Raw genomic sequence first — 16,955 nt, forward strand, 5'->3', positions numbered from 1 at the left:
GAAACGCACAATGAACAAACCGGACGCCGAGACGGCGGCACCAAGGCCCAAACAACTCCGCGACCTGATTGACAGGCGTCGTCTGGGCAAGAGGCTGTTGCAGTCCGAGCTGGTTCAGAGTGCGGGATCAGCATTGATCGGCTGGTCGCTGAATTCGATCTGGCGTTCCAACCGCGACACTGGCACGTCCACCGACTGGCAGAGCTTGCTGGAGGGGGAGTGGCCGGTTATCTTTGCGTTGTGGCACGGTCAGCACATCCTGATGCCCTATGCAGCGCCCAAGGATCGGAAATTTGTGTCCCTCGTATCGCGTAGCGTCGACGCGGAGATCAACGCACGGATTATCCAGCGGGCCGGCTACGAGGTGATCCGCGGTTCCGGCGGCCGCGATCAAGGCGCCGGCAACCGCAAGGGAGGCGTCAAGGCGCTTCTTTCCATGCGCGACGCGCTGCATCGCGATGTCAACGTCGTCATGATCGCCGATATTTCAAAGGGTGCTGCGCGGCAGGCCGGAAAAGGTATTGTCACCCTGGCAAAAATATCCGGCCGCCCGATTGTGCCGGTGGCGCTCGCTACCAGCCGTCGGCGGGTGCTCGAAAAAACCTGGGACAAGACCACCATCAATCTGCCGTTTGGTCGCCGCTGTCTGCGGCTGGCACCGCCGATCCGGGTCGCAGCCGACGCCGGCGAGGGGGAGCTTGACGCGGCCCGGATGCAGGTCACGGCGGAACTCAACCGTATCACCACCGAAGTGATGAAGGCTGTCGAGGCGCAGGCATGAGCCGCGGTTGGGCGCGCGCGGCGCTGGTCGGCTACCGTTGGTTCGGAGCAGGTATCTACCCGTTATTGGGCCCCTATCTGGCGATCCGCGCGGCCAAGGGCAAGGAAGAACGGTCCCGCCGCCAGGAGCGCTATGGCCGCTCCGATATCGAGCGGCCGCACGGCCCGCTGGTCTGGTTTCACGCCGCCAGCGTCGGTGAAACCAATGCCGTGGTGCCGTTGATCAAGGAGGTTCGGCGGCGTGGAATTTCCGTTGTGCTGACCACCGGAACGGTCACATCGGCGAGGGTGGCGCGTGAGCGGCTGGGTGACAATGTCATCCACCAATATGTGCCACTCGATCTCAAGCCGGCCGTTTCCCGTTTCCTCGACCACTGGGTACCCGATCTCGCGATCATCGCCGAATCCGAAATCTGGCCGATGACCATCCTTGAACTTGGCGCCAGGCGAACGCCTCAGGTGCTGGTCAATGGCCGCTTGTCGGACCGCTCGTTTGCGCGCTGGAGCAAGCGTCCGGGGCTTGCCGACGCATTGTTCGAAAACCTTTCCCATGTCATCGCCCAGTCGGATCTGGATGCCGAACGGTTTCTCAGCCTCGGCGCGCGGCCGGTCACTGTGTCGGGCAATCTCAAGGTCGACACCACCGCACCACCCTGGGACGGGGACGAACTAGCCCGGCTGCAGGAGCAGCTCGGCAACCGCCCGACCTGGGCTGCGATCTCGACCTATGAAGGCGAAGATGAAATAGTCGCTGCCGTGCACCGCGCGCTGAAGCCGCGCCACAAGCTGCTGACCATTCTGGTGCCACGCCACCCCGACCGCGCCGATGCCATCGAGACGATGCTGACCGGAAACGGCCTCAAGGTCGCGCGCCGTTCCCGCGGTGAGCCCGTTGGTCCCGAGACTGATGTATATCTCGGCGACACCATTGGTGAAATGGGGCTCTATCTCAACCTCACCGAGATTGTCTTTGTCGGCAAGTCGCTGAAGGGCGGTGGTGGGCAGAACCCGCTCGAACCCGCAATGCTCGGCTGCGCGGTATTGTCGGGCAGCAATGTCGAGAATTTCCGTGAATCCTACGCCCGCCTGCTCAAGAATGGTGGCGCCCGGTTTGTTCGCGATGGCGAAATGCTTGCCAAGGGCGTGCATTATCTGCTCACCAACCCGCAGGCGCGGCAGGCCATGGCCGCTGGTGGCGAGAAGACGTTGTACGATATGCGCGGTGCGCTCAAATCCACCGTTCGGGCGCTCGAACCCTACATCAACCCGCTGACCGTCAAGGCTCGGTTGCTGCCGCGCGAAAATGAGAACGGAGAAAACCGGAAAGGCGGCCAATGGTAAGCGAAGCGCCGCCATTCTGGTGGCAGCGCCGAGGCGTCCAGTCCGCGCTGCTCTCGCCATTCGGCTGGGTCTACGGCCGCGTCGCGCGCCGTATCATGGACACAAGGGTACGCAGCCAGGTTGATGCGGCGGTGATTTGCGTCGGTAATTTCACCGTTGGCGGATCAGGCAAGACACCGACTGCCCTGACGCTCGCGAAAGCGGCCATCGCCCGTGGCCTGAAGCCCGGATTTTTGTCGCGGGGATATGGCGGCGCCATACGCCATGCACGTCTGGTTGATCCAGCCAAGGATACCGCCCGTCTGGTTGGCGACGAGCCGATGTTGCTCGCCGCCAAGGCGACCACCGTTGTCTCTCCGGACCGGGTTGCGGGCGCCAAAATGCTCGTGCGCGAAGGCTGTGACATCATCATCATGGATGACGGCTTCCAGAGCGCCAGACTGGTGTTCGACCTGGCCTTGCTGGTGGTTGATGCCCGGCGCGGCATCGGCAATGGCTGCGTGTTTCCTGCCGGTCCGGTGCGTGCGCCGGTGATCGATCAGGTTAGGCATGCCGATGCGCTGGTGGTCGTTGGCGACGGAAACGGCGCTGATCCGATGATCCGGATGGCGGCCCGTGCCGCCAAGCCGATCCACCTTGCAAGGCTTGAGCCGCGCAATGCAGCCAAATTTAGGGATCGGAACTGCCTGGCGTTTGCAGCCATCGGCGATCCCGAGAAGTTTTTCATCTCTCTTGAAGAAGCCCATGTCCGCATCGCCAGCAGGCATGGTTTCCCCGATCATCATCATTTTGCCGAGGATGAGATCGCCGATCTGCTGACAGAAGCCGAACTCTACGGCCTCGACATCATCACCACTGCCAAGGACCATGTCCGCTTGCGTTCAGGCCATGGCCGGGCGATCGAGCTGATGGAAAAGAGCGCGGTGCTGGAGATTGATCTGGTGTTTGACAGCCCGCATGTCGCCGATGCGATCATCAATGCGGCAACTGATGCATTCAAGCGCCGACGGACCGGCGCCTGAACAGACCCTAACTTTGAGTCGGTAGAACGCCTGCGCGCTGGTCGGCGAAAAACGACGCGTTTACATCCACATAGGGCTCCTGGCGCGCAACGCTCCAGTATTTCAGCTCCTCGATCGGGATGAACTCGCCGGTGACCGCGCAGACGACGTGGCTGCCGGGCATCAGGATCTGGAAATCACCGTCCAGATAGCGGATTTTTGCAGGTCGGGCGCCAGCGCCTTCAAATTTGTTCATGTCGGGGTGTACTCCCGTTTCAATCAAGGCTGTTCTATGCCGCCTCGTGTGCTGGAATGCAACAATGCGTCACGCAATCGGCTCGGCAATTCGGCACTCAGCGGCGTGAGAACAGCTTTTCGATATCACTGAGCTTGAGTTCGATATAGGTCGGGCGGCCGTGATTGCACTGGCCCGACCCCGGCGTGCGCTCCATCTCGCGCAGCAACGCGTTCATCTCGTCGCGCATCAACCGCCGGCCCGATCGCACAGAACCGTGACAGGCCATGGTCGAGGCAACCGCCTCGAGCCGATCCTGCAAGCCGCTGGCACTGTCCCACTCGGCAATCTCGTCGGCCAGATCGCGCACCAGGCCGACGACATCGGTCTCGCCCAGCATCGAAGGCGTTTCCCTGACCGCGATGGCGCCCGGGCCGAATCGTTCGAGCACCAGGCCAAATTTCGCGAGTTCTTCGGCACGCTCGGCCAGGCGGTCGCAATCATCTTCGGGAAGATCAATGATTTCCGGCAGCAACAGGATTTGCGAGGCCACTGGCCCCGCCCGCAAGGCTGTTTTCAGACGCTCGAAAACCAGTCGCTCATGCGCCGCATGCTGATCGACAATCACCAGCCCGTCACGGGTCTGGGCAAGGATATAGTTCTCGTGAACCTGCGCGCGCGCGGCCCCGAGCGGATGGATTTGCACAGACGTGTCATCGCCGGTCTCTTCAAACCGTGCCGAAGGCGCCGATGCGTCGCCGATTTCCGCCTGCGTTGCTTCAGAGAAACCGGGCATTGCCTGACCCAGCGGTCGCGAGGGCGATCGTGACGGCACCCAGCCCCGATAGGTTGATCCGGCTGGGCTGCCGCCGAATCCGGCCAAACCGTGCTGACCAAGGTTTGGCGCTTTGGCAAAGGGGGCGGCGGAGGAAAATGCCTGCGCCAGATCGGCACGCGCAGACGGTGATGCGCGGTCGCCCTCATTGGTCAGCGCCTGGCGGATGGCGCCGATGATCAGTCCCCTGACCAGGCCCGGGTCCCGAAACCGGACATCGGCCTTTGCGGGGTGAACATTGACGTCCACAAGCGCCGGATCGAGGGTGATCCACAGGACCGCCACCGGGTAGCGTCCGCGTGGCAAGGTGTCGGAATAGGCTGCGCGTATGGCCGACAGGATCTGCTTGTCCTGAATTGGACGGCCATTGACGAAGGCATATTGCGACAGCGAGTTGGCCTTGTTCCAGGTCGGCAGCCCGATATGGCCAGTCAGCGTGATGTCTTCGCGGGCCGCGTCAAGCGCGATGGTGTTGGCGGCAAACTCATCGCCGAGCACCTGGGCGATGCGCGCCAGCCGGTCCTCGCCAGTCGCGGGCAGGTCAAGGGTCGAGCGGTCCGGACCCGAAATCGTAAACCTCACCGCCGGGAAAGCAATGGCGATGCGCCGCACCACTTCGGTGATGGCCGCGGTTTCGGCACGGTCGCTCTTGAGGAATTTCAGTCGCGCGGGTGTTGCAAAAAACAGGTCCCTGACCTCGACCGTGGTGCCCTGATTGGCCGCCGCCGGCTTGAGTGGCGTGGGAATGCCGCCCGCCAGCGTGATCTCGTTGGCGTGACCCGCATCTTGGGGCCGCGACCGCAATGTCAGCCGCGCAACCGATCCGATCGATGGCAGCGCTTCGCCTCGGAACCCCAGCGTCTTGATGTCATCGAGCCGCTGGTCGATCTTTGAAGTGCAGTGCCGCCGCACGGCAAGCCCCAGATCTTCGGCATCCATGCCCCTGCCATCGTCGATCACGCGCAAAAGCGCCTTGCCGCCGCCGGCGGTGGCTATCTCGACCTTTCGCGCGCCGGCGTCGATGGCGTTCTCGACCAGTTCCTTGATGACGCTGGCCGGACGTTCGATCACTTCGCCTGCGGCGATCTGATTGATCAGTGTTTCGGGAAGTTGATGGATGCGCATACCCCCATGTTGAGGGATTCGGGGCGTGGTGCAATGTCCAAGCCGGATCTAGGGGGTAAGTATGGTGCTTTTTCTCGGGGCAGCGGCATATTTGCCTGTTTCGTAGGTTGACCGGACGCCGCGGGAGAGCGCGAGAACGCGATGGCATGGAGCTCCTGCATCACCGCCAAACGAGGTGTCGCCGACATCTTCGTCCATGGAGAAACAACCACTGAAAGCTCATCTATTACCTGGTTGGGCCTGAACTCATTCTGGCCGATGGGGCAATGAGAAAAACCGTTCGACTTGGTTAAGCACGGCTTAACTCTCCTGTGACAGGATCGCCGAAATATAAGTACCTGCGTTCCCTAGGAGGCTGCACATTGGGCAGTTGGCAAGCAAGTTCCGGTCTTTCCGGCGCGTATCGGATCGGTGAATAATGGCTTTGCGTGATTCCGAAATGCGCCGCTCTGCGACCGACGCCGGGATTGTTGATGCAGTTGCGTCGGCGCTCGATATCGCCATCATCATCTTTGATAGGCACGACACTGTTGTCGCCGCCAGCCCCGAATTCAACCGTTTCTTCGTCGTGCCGCCAGAGCACCTTGAGCCCGGGGCGAGGCTGCGTGATCTACTCGGCGCTTTGTATGATGCCGGTGCGCGGGTTTTTGGATCGGTCAATGGCAGGGCCCGCAATGTTACGCGTGAGGACTGGATTGCCGAACGCATAGCCATTCACTGGCGCGAGCGCTACGAGAGCGTCGAGCAGATGAGCGACGGGCGTTGGGTGCGCTTGAGCAAGCGGCGTATGCCCGATGGCATTCTGATTTCCACCATCACCGATGTTTCCGAGCAGAAACGCCGCGATCTGGAACTTGCCGAGGCAAGACACCAGTCCGATCTGGCCCAGCACATTCTTGACAACCTGGCCACGCCGGTGATGGTCAAGGATTGTTCGCTTCGCTACGTCGTTGTCAACGACGCTTTCTGCCGTATTCCCGGTTTGCATGCCAAGCATGTTCTCGGTCGAACGGCGGGGGAACTTGTCGGGCCGGAGATGGCGGCGAAATTCGAGGAAATTGAACGCGGCGTTCTCGAATCCGGCGTGCCTTATGAAACCACCGAAGACATCTTTCGGGCAGACGGCACGGTGATGCATGCCATTACCCGTGCGCGTCGCTCTGGTACACCCGGAAGTTATTATGTGACGGTGACCTTCGACGATGTGAGTGCATTCGCGTCCAGCCCCCGATACACAGCCCGTGTCACCTCCCACTATGATGCCGAGCCGGCGATCGTTCAGGGACACCTTCCGGTTCAGTCCGCAAAGAGGGAGCGAATTCTGGTTCTGGATGAGGACACCGATCGCGCCGTACAAAGGGTGGCAGCATTGAAAACCGCCGGCGCAGATGCGGTGGCAATTGGCAAGGCTAGCGAAGTCGTGGCGTTTCTCGATGCGGCTCAGGCAAGCGGGCTGGTGCTCGACAGCGTCGAAATCACCACCGGGATGTCGAGGATGATGGAAGGCGCCTCCGGGCTCGACCGTCACCCCTCGCTAGATCAAGCGATTTACCGCCGACGGGTACAGGAAACATGCGCACAGCTTGCAAACGGACCGGTGCTTGAGGCGTCTGACCCCGAACCCCGGCAGCCGCTGCCCGCCGTCGCACGGTCAGCGTCTGCACGAGCGCCGGAAACCCCGGGGGCACAATCGACCAAACCCGAAATGGCTGTTCTCGCTTCCGGCACTCCTGCAAACACGGCAGAAAATCGCATACGGGTGCTCGTAGCAGAAGACAACGAGGTCAATCAGATCGTGTTTGAGCAGATCCTCGAAGGAATCGGGGCGGATTTTCGCATCGTCTGTAATGGCCAGGAGGCAGTGACCGCTTGGCGCGCTGGCTCGCCGGATTTGATTCTCATGGATGTCTCGATGCCGGTGATGAACGGATTACAGGCCACCCAGGCTATCCGCAGCGCCGAAAAAGAAAGTTCCAGCGAGCGCTCGCATGTTCCCATCATTGCCGTGACCGCCCATGCGATGAGCGGCGACCGGGAGCGTTGCTTTGCCGCCGGAATGGATGATTATCTCTCCAAGCCGGTCAGCCCTGAAAAGCTGGAATCGATCATCTCGAAATGGGCTTCGAGCTCGTCTGCGGATTCGGCCGCGGTGCTACTGGCGAGCTGAACATATATGAACCTGATGTGTATCCATGGAAAGACACGGGTCTCATAATAGGACATTCTTAAGACATCTGTCGCTATTTTGAACCCCTATTCATAAGTGCGGCACAGCTGGCGATCAATGACCCCCGAAGATGAAAACACAGACATATTGTCTCAAAACCCGAAAACGATAGCCTATACGGACCCTTTGACCGGTCTGGGCAATCGCCGACGGCTGATGGATAAAATTCGGAAACTTGCGTCGGAACGGGCAGATGACCCGGCGCCGTTTACCATCGGCATAGCCAATATTGACGGGTTTAAGCCGATCAATGATCTGTTCGGCCACGCGGCCGGTGACGAGATCCTGTGTCAGGTCGCGCACAGATTGCGTGCCTGCTTGCCTGATGGCGGTTTTGTCGCCCGCATCGAAAGTGATGAATTCGCCTTTGTCCTGCCGTTGGTGTTTGAAAAGAAAGGCGCAGAAAAAATCGGCCGGATGTTCAAGGACGTCTTGTCGGCGCCTTACGATCTTGGTGATCGCAACGTCCGCTTGTCGGCGTCATTCGGTTTTGCCGTCTATCCCTTTGCCGGCGAGCAATTTGCCGAACTGCTCAAGAGCGCCGATACCGCACTCTATCGCTCCAAGCGCCGCGGTCGCGGTCAGATCACCGTCTACTCGGAGGAAATTGCTGAGGAAATGCGGCACGGCACCCAGGTCGAGCAAGCCCTGCGGCGTGCAATTATTGCCGATGAGGTCGAGGTGCATTTCCAGCCGATCGTCAATCTGGCGGATCGGTCAATCCAGGGTTTCGAAGCGCTGGCCCGCTGGACCGACGGTGAGTTGGGCTTCGTATCACCGAGTCTTTTCATTCCGCTCGCTGAAGAGCGCGGCTTTATCGACTCCCTGACAGAGACGTTGCTGAAAAAGGCTGCCGAAACCGCCAAGCACTGGCCTTCGGACCTGTTCTTGTCATTCAACCTGTCCTCGGCGCAACTGACCGATCCGGCGACCGCGTTCAACGTACTGGCAATCATCAACCGTGTTGGCCTCGACCCCCGCAGGCTGGAGCTGGAAATCACCGAAACGGCGATGATGAGCGACCCGGAGGTTGCCGCCAAGGTGGTCGATGAACTCCACAGTATCGGCATTCGGGTTTCACTCGACGATTTCGGCACCGGTCAGTCGAGTTTGGGGCGGTTGCGCGAATTTGCCTTCAACAAGGTCAAGATTGATCGCAGTTTTATCAGCGAAATCACCATCGACAAATCAGCCGAACACATCGTCCGGGCGATTCTGGCGATGTGCGAAGGCCTCAATCTCAAGGTCATCGCCGAAGGTATCGAGACCGAGGAACAGGCCGAGAAGCTCAAGGAGCTTGGTTGCCGCACCGGTCAGGGCTGGCTCTATGGCAAGGCTGTAGATTCCGCCGCCACCTTCGCTCTGATCGAGGCCCAGCAGAAAGCCAGTGCCGATTCAGCAAAGCTCTACATCCTCAACCATTGAGTGATTGTCGCTTCAAGCCGCGGCCAAAGTTCGGTCGCGGTTGATCAGGCCTCCGATCTGGCCGCGACCCGTCCTTCTTTTGTCAGCCAGTCGAGCACCTTGGCGGTCTGCGGTGTCAACGCGCGCGCCTTGGGCCAGATGACATGAAACGCAGCACCAGTCTCCAGCGCATGTTCGGTAACCGTTTGCAAAAGTCCCGCTGATACCAGCCTTTCGGTCAGATGGCGCCATCCAAGCGCAATTCCCTGGCCCTCCATCACCGCCTGGATCACCAGAACATAGTCGTTGATCGCAAGGCCCCGGTTTGCAGTCGATCCGTTGACGCCGGCACTGAGGAACCATTGTTGCCAGTCGCATGCCGAACGGAACGGTTCCTCAAGGTGGATCAGCCGATGCTGGGTGAGGTGCTCGACGCTTTCGGGCCGCCCGTGTTTCTCGATATAGGCGGCGCTCGCCACCGCTTCGATCACTTCGGGCGCGATCAGCGCGCTGTCATAATCGGGCCAATCTTCAGGTCGTCCGCCCCGCACGCCGAGTTCGATTGATTCCGTTCGAATGTCCAGATCTCGGTCGGCGGTTTGGATTCTTAGATCAATATCGGGCAGATCGTCGCGCAGGCGGTGGAGCCGCGGCAGCATCCACAGCGAGGCGAAAGCCGTGGAAGCGGCGAGCGTCACGCTGGCCGCCCGACCGCGGTCACGGATGTCTTCTGCAGATTTGCGGATGTGACTGAGGCCCAACGAAACATCGGCATGAAAACGCCGCCCCGCCTCGGTCAGCGAAACCGCCCTGTGTACCCGGTGAAATAGCGCTGCGCCAAGCTGGCTCTCCAGCGCGCGGATGGCGTAGCTTACCGCTGCCTGGGTCATGCCCAGTTCGCGTGCCGCCCTGGTGAAGCTGGCGTGCCGTCCGGCGGCCTCGAAGACAATCAGATTTCCTGCCGACGGCAACAGTTGGCGAAGGTTACTCATAAGTTCAGCTTATCTGAAGGCAAAGAATTTTCCAGCATTACATCTGCCGTTTGTCGCCGTAGACTTTTCTCTTGGGAGGAACGCGACATGGATCAGGCAGATACGGTCGAGCAGGGACTTTCACGAACAAGAAAACGTGAGCGTGGCGGTGGCCGCGATGGACGCCGTGCCGGGCAGGGGACAGCGCCCCCGCATCGCGCAGCCCCCTACATCATCCGCAATATTCCGACCTACGATGTGATGGGCGAGGAAAACCTGCTCAAGATCGAGGCGACTGCCGATCGGATTCTGGCCGAAGTCGGGATCGAGTTCCGCGACGATGATGTGGCGCTTTCCCACTGGAAGGCTGCCGGCGCCAATGTCGACGGGTTGTTAGTCAGGTTTGAACCCGGAATGCTGCGCGAAATCCTCAAATCGGCGCCTGCCAGCTTTACCCAACATGCGCGCAATCCTGCCAACAGCGTCGAGATCGGTGGCAAAAGCGTTGTGTTCGCTCCGGCTTACGGATCACCCTTCGTGATGGATCAGGACACGGGGCGCCGTTACGGCACAATCGAGGATTTCCGCAATTTCATCAAGCTGGCGCAGTCGAGCCCCTGGCTACATCATTCCGGCGGCACCATCTGCGAGCCAGTCGATGTGCCGGTCAACAAGCGCCATCTCGACATGGTCTATGCGCATCTGAAGTATTCGGACCGTTGCTTCATGGGCTCTGTGACCGCCGAAAATCGCGCAAAGGAATCGATCGAAATGGCGCGGATCGTTTTCGGCCGCGATTTCGTTGACCAAAACTGCGTGATCCTTGGCAATGTCAACGTCAACTCGCCACTGGTCTGGGACGGTACCATGACCAATGCGCTTCGCGCCTATGCGCGTGCCAATCAGGCGGCCATCATCGTGCCGTTCATCCTCGGCGGGGCGATGGGACCGGTGACCAGTGCCGGCGCGATCGCCCAGGCGCTTGCCGAGACCATGGCGGGATGTGCGCTGACCCAACTCGAGCGCAAGGGCGCGCCGGTGATTTTTGGCAACTTCCTCTCATCGATGTCGCTGCGGTCGGGCTCTCCGACCTTCGGCACGCCGGAGCCTGCCGTCGGCTCGATGGTAATCGGCCAACTGGCCCGCCGGCTCAATCTGCCGCTTCGATGTGCCGGTAATTTCTCCAATTCGAAACTGCCCGACGCGCAGGCAATGAACGAGGGCACCATGTCGATGCTTTCAGCGGTGCATAGCGGGGCCAACTTCATCCTGCATTCGGCAGGCTTCCTCGATGGGCTGTTGTCGATGTCCTATGAAAAGTTCGTCATGGACGCCGATTTCTGCGGCGCGCTGCATTCGTACCTGGCTGGCGTGGTGGTCGATGACAATTCGCTCGCTCTCGACGCCTTTCGTGAAGTGGGCGTCGGCAAGCATTTTCTGGGTTGCGCCCACACCATGGAGAACTACCAGACCGTATTTTGGGATTCGCAGATTGCCGACAACGAGCCCTATGAGAAATGGGAGGCGGCCGGCCGCACCGATGCGGCCACCCGGGCCAATGCGCGTTGGAAACAGACGCTCGCCGATTATCAGGCCCCGGCAATGGATGAGGCGACAGACGAGGCGCTGATCGAGTATGTTGAACGCACCAAGGCGGCGCAGACGGATGCATGGTATTGACGTCGCCGTCCCAACCGGAGCCGTTCGATGTTCAGAATTTTTGCGTGTCTGTCTATGATTGCCTTGTTTACGGCACCCGCCCTTGCCGGCGAGGCAACTGACGCCGTGTCGTTTTTCTACCAGGACCCCGGCGCCGAATACCTGCCGGAGAACCGCGCCCGTTTTACGGGACCGATGCTCGATTTCCTCAATGACGCCGATGCTGCATGGGAGCGGGACGAGATCAACTGTATCAGTTTTGTCTTTTCCATCGACGCCCAGGATCTTGATCTGGATGAAATCACCAGAACGCTCAAATATGACGAAGCCGTTGAGGGCGAGAGAGCGGTGGTGACAGCGCATTTTGCCAATTTCGGCCAAGCGACAGAGATCGAATGGACCCTTCAACACAGCGGCGCCGGATGGCAGGTGAGCGATATCGCATCCCTGACCAATGACTGGCGCGTGTCATCCATGAGTTGCGACTGAATTGAGACTTGCGGGAGGGCGCTTGGCGCCGTTCCCGCGCAGACCCGGAGGAGCCGTCACCGATGGTGCAAATCAACGACCCGCTGCTGCAGCCCTATACATTGGGCAAGCTGACCCTCAAGAACCGCATCATGACCACCAGCCACGAACCGGCCTATCCGGAAGATGGCATGCCCAAGGATCGCTATCGCGCCTATCATGTCGAGCGCGCCAGAGCCGGCATTGCGATGACCATGACGGCTGGCTCGGCGGCGGTATCGAAGGACAGTCCGCCGGTGTTCAACAATGTGTTGGCCTACAAGGATGAAGTTGTCGGCTGGATTAAAAAACTTACCGACGGGTGCCATGAGCACGGCTGCGCGGTGATGATTCAGCTCACCCATCTGGGCCGCCGAACCCACTGGAACAAGGGCGACTGGTTGCCGGCGCTGTCGACTAGTCATCAGCGCGAGCCGGCTCACCGGGCGTTTCCCAAGAAAATGGAAGACTGGGACATCGCCCGCATCATTGCTGATTATACAGACGCTGCCGAACGCATGGCAGAAGCCGGCCTCGATGGCATCGAGCTTGAATGCTACGGCCATCTGATGGATCAGTTCATGTCGCCGCTGACCAATCAACTCGACGCGCCCTATGGTGGCAAGCTTGAAAACCGCGCCCGTTTCGCGCTCGAAGTGGTTGCCGCAATCAAGGCGCGGGTCGGTGACAAGCTGCTGGTGGGGGTGCGCTACACCGCCGACGAGACCGCCAAGGGCGGCATCGACGAGCAAGAGGGCGTTGCCATCGGCCATATGTTCAAGGCGTCGGGCCATGTCGATTTTCTCAATGTCGTCCGCGGCCAGATCCACACAGATCCGGCCATGACCGATGTGATCCCGGTCCAGGGCATGCGCTCGGCGCCGCATCTTGATTTCGCCGGCCGCATCCGCGCCGAGGTCGGGCTGCCTACTTTTCACGCCGCCCGCATTCCCGATGTTGCCACCGCGCGGCATGCAATTGCCAGCGGCAAGCTCGACATGATCGGCATGACCCGGGCACATATGGCCGATCCGCATCTGGTCAGAAAGATCATCGAGGGCAGGGAGGAAGACATCCGCCCCTGCGTTGGCGCCACCTATTGTCTCGACCGGATCTACCAGGCAGGCGACGCGCTCTGCATCCACAACCCTGCCACCGGCCGCGAACTGACAATGCCGCACACGATTGCCGCAGCTGATGTGAAAAAGCGGGTGGTGATTGTTGGTGCCGGGCCGGCAGGGCTCGAGGCGGCGCGCGTTGCCGCTGAACGCGGGCACCGCGTGACCGTGTTCGAGGCGCAGCCGCACCCGGGCGGGCAGGTCCTGCTCACGGCCCAGAACCAGCGCCGCAAGGAGATGATCGGCATCATCGAATGGCGCATGGCGCAATGCGCTGCCCGCGATGTCGAGTTTCGCTTCAATAGCTGGGCCGAGGCACAGGATGTGGTGGCGGAAAATCCCGATGTGGTGATCATCGCCACCGGCGGTCTGCCACATACCGAGGTGCTGGAAGCGGGCAACGAACTGGTGGTCTCGAGCTGGGACCTGATTTCCGGCGATGTCAAACCCGGCAAGTCCGTGCTGGTCTATGATGACGCCGGCGATCATGCCGGACTGCAAGCCGCCGAAGTGGCGGCAATGGCTGGCGCCAGTGTCGAGATCATGACACCCGACCGGAGTTTTGCACCCGACGTGATGGCAATGAACCTGGTGCCCTATATGCGCGCACTGCAGGACAAGGACGTGATCTTTACCGTCACTTACCGTCTCAACGCGGTGGAACGCGATGGTAACCGCCTCAAGGCGACGATTGGCAGCGATTACATGCCGCTGAATAAGCAGCGCCATTTCGACCAGATCGTCATCAACCACGGCACACTGCCGCTAGATGAACTCTATTTCGATCTCAAACCGCTGTCTTCAAACCGCGGCCAAGTCGACTATGAGGCCTTCATCGCCGGCAAGCCGCAAGCAATTGGTAGTGGTCCGGCAGATGACGTGGCTGAAAACTTCCAACTGTTCCGCATCGGTGACGCGGTGGCGGCCAGAAACACCCACGCCGCTATCTATGATGCGCTCAGATTGATGAAGGATATCTGAGGGGGGGCGTCGAACGAAACGACTCCCGTCGTAACGTATTGCGTTATGTAACGGGAGGCGTTATGGTGACGGTATGATCCAAAGCTTTGGTGACGACCGAACGGAACTCATCTGGTCGGGTAAAAGAAGCCGTAACCTGCCACCCGACATCCAGTCCGTGGCATTGAGGAAGCTCCGTCTGCTCAACCAAGCACGGGTTTTGCAGGACTTGCGAATTCCGCCAGGTAATAGACTTGAAGCTCTGAAAGGATCGCGCAAGGGTCAGTACAGCATACGGATCAACAGCCAGTGGAGAATTTGTTTTCGTTGGGAAGAAGGAGGACCAAGGAATGTCCGAATCATTGACTATCATGACTGATATGTTGCCCAACCCGCATCCCGGTGAAATTTTGCTTGAGGACTTTCTCAGGCCGATGGATTTGAGCCAGAATGCGCTTGCTCGCGCGGTTCGCGTTCCGCCGCGGCGGATCAATGAAATAGTGCTCGGCAAGCGTGCCGTGACCGCTGATACCGATCTGAGGCTTGCCCGCTATTTCGGTCTGTCCGAAGGCTTCTTCCTGGGATTGCAGAGCGACTTCGATCTCATGGAACGTCGTCGCGCTATTGGCAGCGATTTGGACTCGATCAAACCAAGGGCGGCGTAAGTGTTCGTGCCCGATGACGCCATCCTAACTGTCCGTATCCGTCAGAGCCACGAAAACTGGATCGTGTCGGGGTGAGAAGCCACGCCGCTGGCAACTGATCCGATTCAATAGCCAGCGATCAAGTTCCCGAGCTCGGGATACCGGTTCACGTTGCCTTGATGCCCGAGGCCGGCATCACCGCGACGCCCGATGGCGCCAGCGTCAGTTCACCCATCAGCGGTGTGTCATTCCAACCGATCGAGGCCAGATCAAAACTGTCATTGCCATAGTTGAAGGCAAACACATGCGCGCCATGGCGGCGCAACCTTACCCCGTCCGGCAAGGTCGTGACGGCAATTCCTGAGTGGCCGGCAAGGCGGGTGAGGATATGGGCCATCAAATCCTCGTCGGGCCAGCCGCCAAGATAATGCCTTGTTCCATTGGCAACCCAAGCGGCCACGCCGTCCTCAGTGGTCGCGATCACCTCGGTTCCCGGACCGGGTTGCAAGAATTCACGCCAGAACTGGAAGCCGCCGCCTTCTCTGGCTGCCACCGGCATGTCCGCACGCAGCGATTCCACGCGGCTGACGGTGACATCGATGATGTCCGTCGGCAGTGATGGCGGCAGGTTCTCGGGGATGGTGAAATCAGCCGTCTTCGATCCCGATCGCGGGCCAATCAGCACCACCCCGTCATGGCAGCGGATCGCTTCGACAAGTTCCTCATTCCAGGCAAACAGGCCTGGAATCGAGACCAACTTGTAGCCCACGAGATCGGCCGCGCTCGCAGGTACGAAATCAACCGACAGGCCGAGCTTGCGCATTGACCGGTAGATGTCGAACACCAGCCGGAAATAGTCGAACTCGCGGCCTTGCGGCTGGATTTCCCAGGCCCAGGCGGAAGCATAATCAAACACGATTGCCACATCCGCCTTGCCGGCATTCGCGCTTAGTTCGGCGTTGAGAGTTTTGATCTCGGCTGCCACCTGGGCGGCTTCGGCAAAGCCCTCGGCCTCGACTGAATCGGGGCGCAACAGCCCCGCATGCATCTGTTCCTGGGCAAATGGCGCCTGGCGCCAGCGGAAATAGCTCACCGTTTCGGCACCGTGTGCAAACGCTTCCCAACTCCATAGCCGCACCATGCCATCGCGCGGCGCGGGGTTGTGCGGCGCCCAGTTCACCGGGCCGGGCTGCTGTTCCATCACCCACCAGCGGCCTTTTGAAGTGGCGCGGTAAAGATCATGGTGAAAGGCTTGGAAATCGGGGTCGCCGGCGCGGGCGAATTTTCGCTTCCAGGCGTCGCCACGGTCCGACCGGTCCTCGAGAAAGCCCAGCGGATAGGAATCCCAGCTCGAGATATCCAGATCTGCGCCCACAGCAAAATGTTCGAAAGTCAGCGTCCGGCCCATGAAATTGTGAATCACGTCGCGCCCGGGGGAATAGGTGCGGATGATGTCGGCCTGCGCCTTGTTGAAGCGCACCACCATGTCCGAGGCGTAGCGGCGGAAATCCATCACATGCGCCGGGTTGGCCTCGGTCACGGTCAGGTTGGGCAGCTCGATTTGTGAAAAATCGGCAATTTCCATTGACCAGAAGACATTGCCCCAGGCTCGGTTGAGAGCCTCGGGCGACTGGTACTTGCGTTGCAGCCAGGCCTGGAAGCCTTCGCGCGCTGCGGGCGAGTAGGACAGCGTGGTGTTGTGGCAGTCATATTCGTTGTCGGTTTGCCAGGCGAGGACGCCGGGATGGGCGCCAAACGCCTTGGCCAGCGCCAGAGTGATGCGTTTGCATTCCTCAAGATAGCCGTCATGGGAAAAATCATAGTGCCGGCGCGAGCCGAACCCGCGCCTCGTCCCGTCTGCGCCCACCGGCAGCATGTCGGGCATCTCATCCACCAGCCATTTCGGCGGCGTCGCCGTCGGCGTGCCGAGTACCACCTTCAGTCCTGCATTGTGGAGGGTGTCGATCGCCCGTTTCAGCCAGTCAAAATCGTAAAGTCCGCGCTGCGGTTCAAGCCGTGACCAGGCAAATTCGCCAATCCGCACATAGGTCAGTCCAAGCTCCGCCATCCGCGATGCATCCTCGGCCCATTGGTTTTCGGGCCAGTGTTCAGGGTAGTAGCAGACGCCGAGGCAACGGTTCATGATGG

Annotated in this window: 14 protein-coding genes; 10 read left to right on the plus strand and 4 right to left on the minus strand. The window is 60.3% G+C overall.

Annotated elements, in window-relative coordinates; translation table 11 throughout:
• The first annotated feature begins 10 nt into the window (after window positions 1-10).
• The 3 genes from OEG84_RS21890 to lpxK are packed head-to-tail and all read left to right on the plus strand — an operon-like array spanning window position 11 to window position 3,143.
• Window positions 11-781 (plus strand): lysophospholipid acyltransferase family protein, encoded by a 771-nt coding sequence (locus tag OEG84_RS21890; RefSeq protein WP_267655716.1) that lies wholly within the window; start codon window positions 11-13, stop codon window positions 779-781.
• Window positions 778-2,121: a lipid IV(A) 3-deoxy-D-manno-octulosonic acid transferase gene (waaA, locus tag OEG84_RS21895; RefSeq protein WP_267655717.1), complete on the plus strand. Its 1,344-nt coding sequence runs from the start codon at window positions 778-780 to the stop codon at window positions 2,119-2,121. The genes OEG84_RS21890 and waaA overlap by 4 nt, the downstream gene beginning before the upstream one ends.
• The gene (gene lpxK, locus OEG84_RS21900) at window positions 2,115-3,143 is read left to right on the plus strand and encodes a tetraacyldisaccharide 4'-kinase (protein ID WP_267655718.1); all 1,029 of its coding nucleotides are present in this window, start codon (window positions 2,115-2,117) and stop codon (window positions 3,141-3,143) included. Before waaA ends, lpxK begins: the two co-directional genes overlap by 7 nt.
• Before the next feature lie 7 nt (window positions 3,144-3,150).
• On the opposite strand, the gene OEG84_RS21905 is transcribed toward lpxK, so the two are convergent.
• Window positions 3,151-3,378: a DUF2093 domain-containing protein gene (locus OEG84_RS21905; protein WP_267655719.1), complete on the minus strand. Its 228-nt coding sequence runs from the start codon at window positions 3,376-3,378 to the stop codon at window positions 3,151-3,153.
• Window positions 3,379-3,475: 97 nt separating this feature from the next.
• Window positions 3,476-5,317, minus strand: a complete 1,842-nt coding sequence (gene mutL / locus OEG84_RS21910; RefSeq protein ID WP_267655720.1) for a DNA mismatch repair endonuclease MutL — start codon at window positions 5,315-5,317, stop codon at window positions 3,476-3,478.
• A 418-nt stretch (window positions 5,318-5,735) separates the two neighbouring features.
• Here mutL and OEG84_RS21915 point away from each other — a divergent pair, with 418 nt between their 5' ends.
• Together OEG84_RS21915 and OEG84_RS21920 are read left to right on the plus strand one after the other, a co-directional pair.
• Complete coding sequence (locus OEG84_RS21915; protein WP_267655721.1) at window positions 5,736-7,484, plus strand: response regulator; 1,749 nt, start codon at window positions 5,736-5,738, stop codon at window positions 7,482-7,484.
• A 117-nt stretch (window positions 7,485-7,601) separates the two neighbouring features.
• Window positions 7,602-8,969: a putative bifunctional diguanylate cyclase/phosphodiesterase gene (locus OEG84_RS21920; protein ID WP_267655722.1), complete on the plus strand. Its 1,368-nt coding sequence runs from the start codon at window positions 7,602-7,604 to the stop codon at window positions 8,967-8,969.
• Window positions 8,970-9,013: 44 nt separating this feature from the next.
• On the opposite strand, the gene OEG84_RS21925 is transcribed toward OEG84_RS21920, so the two are convergent.
• Entirely contained in the window at window positions 9,014-9,940 is a 927-nt protein-coding gene (locus OEG84_RS21925) for a LysR substrate-binding domain-containing protein (protein ID WP_267655723.1), read from the minus strand.
• 87 nt (window positions 9,941-10,027) lie between these two features.
• Between OEG84_RS21925 and OEG84_RS21930 the strand changes: the two genes are divergently transcribed.
• The 5 genes from OEG84_RS21930 (at window position 10,028) to OEG84_RS21950 (ending at window position 14,828) form a co-directional block, all read left to right on the plus strand.
• Window positions 10,028-11,599, plus strand: a complete 1,572-nt coding sequence (locus OEG84_RS21930; protein WP_267655724.1) for a trimethylamine methyltransferase family protein — start codon at window positions 10,028-10,030, stop codon at window positions 11,597-11,599.
• Between the two features lie 27 nt (window positions 11,600-11,626).
• A complete protein-coding gene (locus tag OEG84_RS21935) occupies window positions 11,627-12,067 on the plus strand; it encodes a hypothetical protein (protein ID WP_267655725.1) in 441 nt (146 codons plus the stop codon).
• A gap of 62 nt (window positions 12,068-12,129) precedes the next feature.
• Window positions 12,130-14,184 carry an NADH:flavin oxidoreductase gene (locus OEG84_RS21940; protein WP_267655726.1) on the plus strand — a complete coding sequence of 685 codons (2,055 nt, stop codon included), beginning with the start codon at window positions 12,130-12,132 and terminating at the stop codon, window positions 14,182-14,184.
• Window positions 14,185-14,257: 73 nt separating this feature from the next.
• Window positions 14,258-14,542, plus strand: a complete 285-nt coding sequence (locus tag OEG84_RS21945; RefSeq protein ID WP_267655727.1) for a type II toxin-antitoxin system RelE/ParE family toxin — start codon at window positions 14,258-14,260, stop codon at window positions 14,540-14,542.
• Entirely contained in the window at window positions 14,514-14,828 is a 315-nt protein-coding gene (locus OEG84_RS21950) for a HigA family addiction module antitoxin (protein WP_267655728.1), read from the plus strand. The genes OEG84_RS21945 and OEG84_RS21950 overlap by 29 nt, the downstream gene beginning before the upstream one ends.
• A gap of 145 nt (window positions 14,829-14,973) precedes the next feature.
• Here the strand turns inward: OEG84_RS21950 and OEG84_RS21955 are convergent, their stop codons facing one another.
• Entirely contained in the window at window positions 14,974-16,950 is a 1,977-nt protein-coding gene (locus OEG84_RS21955; RefSeq protein WP_267655729.1) for a beta-galactosidase, read from the minus strand.
• Window positions 16,951-16,955: the final 5 nt, after the last annotated feature.

The organism is Hoeflea algicola (genome assembly GCF_026619415.1).
Taxonomy (GTDB): Bacteria; Pseudomonadota; Alphaproteobacteria; order Rhizobiales; family Rhizobiaceae; genus Hoeflea; species Hoeflea algicola.

Excerpts from the sequence above, each read along its gene's own strand:
- waaA (WP_267655717.1), top strand. The coding sequence starts at position 778 with ATGAGCCGCGGTTGGGCGCGCGCGGCGCTGGTCGGCTACCGTTGGTTC.
- OEG84_RS21945 (WP_267655727.1), top strand. The coding sequence starts at position 14,258 with ATGATCCAAAGCTTTGGTGACGACCGAACGGAACTCATCTGGTCGGGT.
- OEG84_RS21915 (WP_267655721.1), top strand. The coding sequence starts at position 5,736 with ATGGCTTTGCGTGATTCCGAAATGCGCCGCTCTGCGACCGACGCCGGG.
- OEG84_RS21925 (WP_267655723.1), bottom strand. The coding sequence starts at position 9,940 with ATGAGTAACCTTCGCCAACTGTTGCCGTCGGCAGGAAATCTGATTGTC.
- OEG84_RS21940 (WP_267655726.1), top strand. The coding sequence starts at position 12,130 with ATGGTGCAAATCAACGACCCGCTGCTGCAGCCCTATACATTGGGCAAG.
- lpxK (WP_267655718.1), top strand. The coding sequence starts at position 2,115 with ATGGTAAGCGAAGCGCCGCCATTCTGGTGGCAGCGCCGAGGCGTCCAG.
- mutL (WP_267655720.1), bottom strand. The coding sequence starts at position 5,317 with ATGCGCATCCATCAACTTCCCGAAACACTGATCAATCAGATCGCCGCA.
- OEG84_RS21905 (WP_267655719.1), bottom strand. The coding sequence starts at position 3,378 with ATGAACAAATTTGAAGGCGCTGGCGCCCGACCTGCAAAAATCCGCTAT.
- OEG84_RS21920 (WP_267655722.1), top strand. The coding sequence starts at position 7,602 with ATGACCCCCGAAGATGAAAACACAGACATATTGTCTCAAAACCCGAAA.
- OEG84_RS21930 (WP_267655724.1), top strand. The coding sequence starts at position 10,028 with ATGGATCAGGCAGATACGGTCGAGCAGGGACTTTCACGAACAAGAAAA.
- OEG84_RS21955 (WP_267655729.1), bottom strand. The coding sequence starts at position 16,950 with ATGAACCGTTGCCTCGGCGTCTGCTACTACCCTGAACACTGGCCCGAA.
- OEG84_RS21935 (WP_267655725.1), top strand. The coding sequence starts at position 11,627 with ATGTTCAGAATTTTTGCGTGTCTGTCTATGATTGCCTTGTTTACGGCA.
- OEG84_RS21890 (WP_267655716.1), top strand. The coding sequence starts at position 11 with ATGAACAAACCGGACGCCGAGACGGCGGCACCAAGGCCCAAACAACTC.
- OEG84_RS21950 (WP_267655728.1), top strand. The coding sequence starts at position 14,514 with ATGTCCGAATCATTGACTATCATGACTGATATGTTGCCCAACCCGCAT.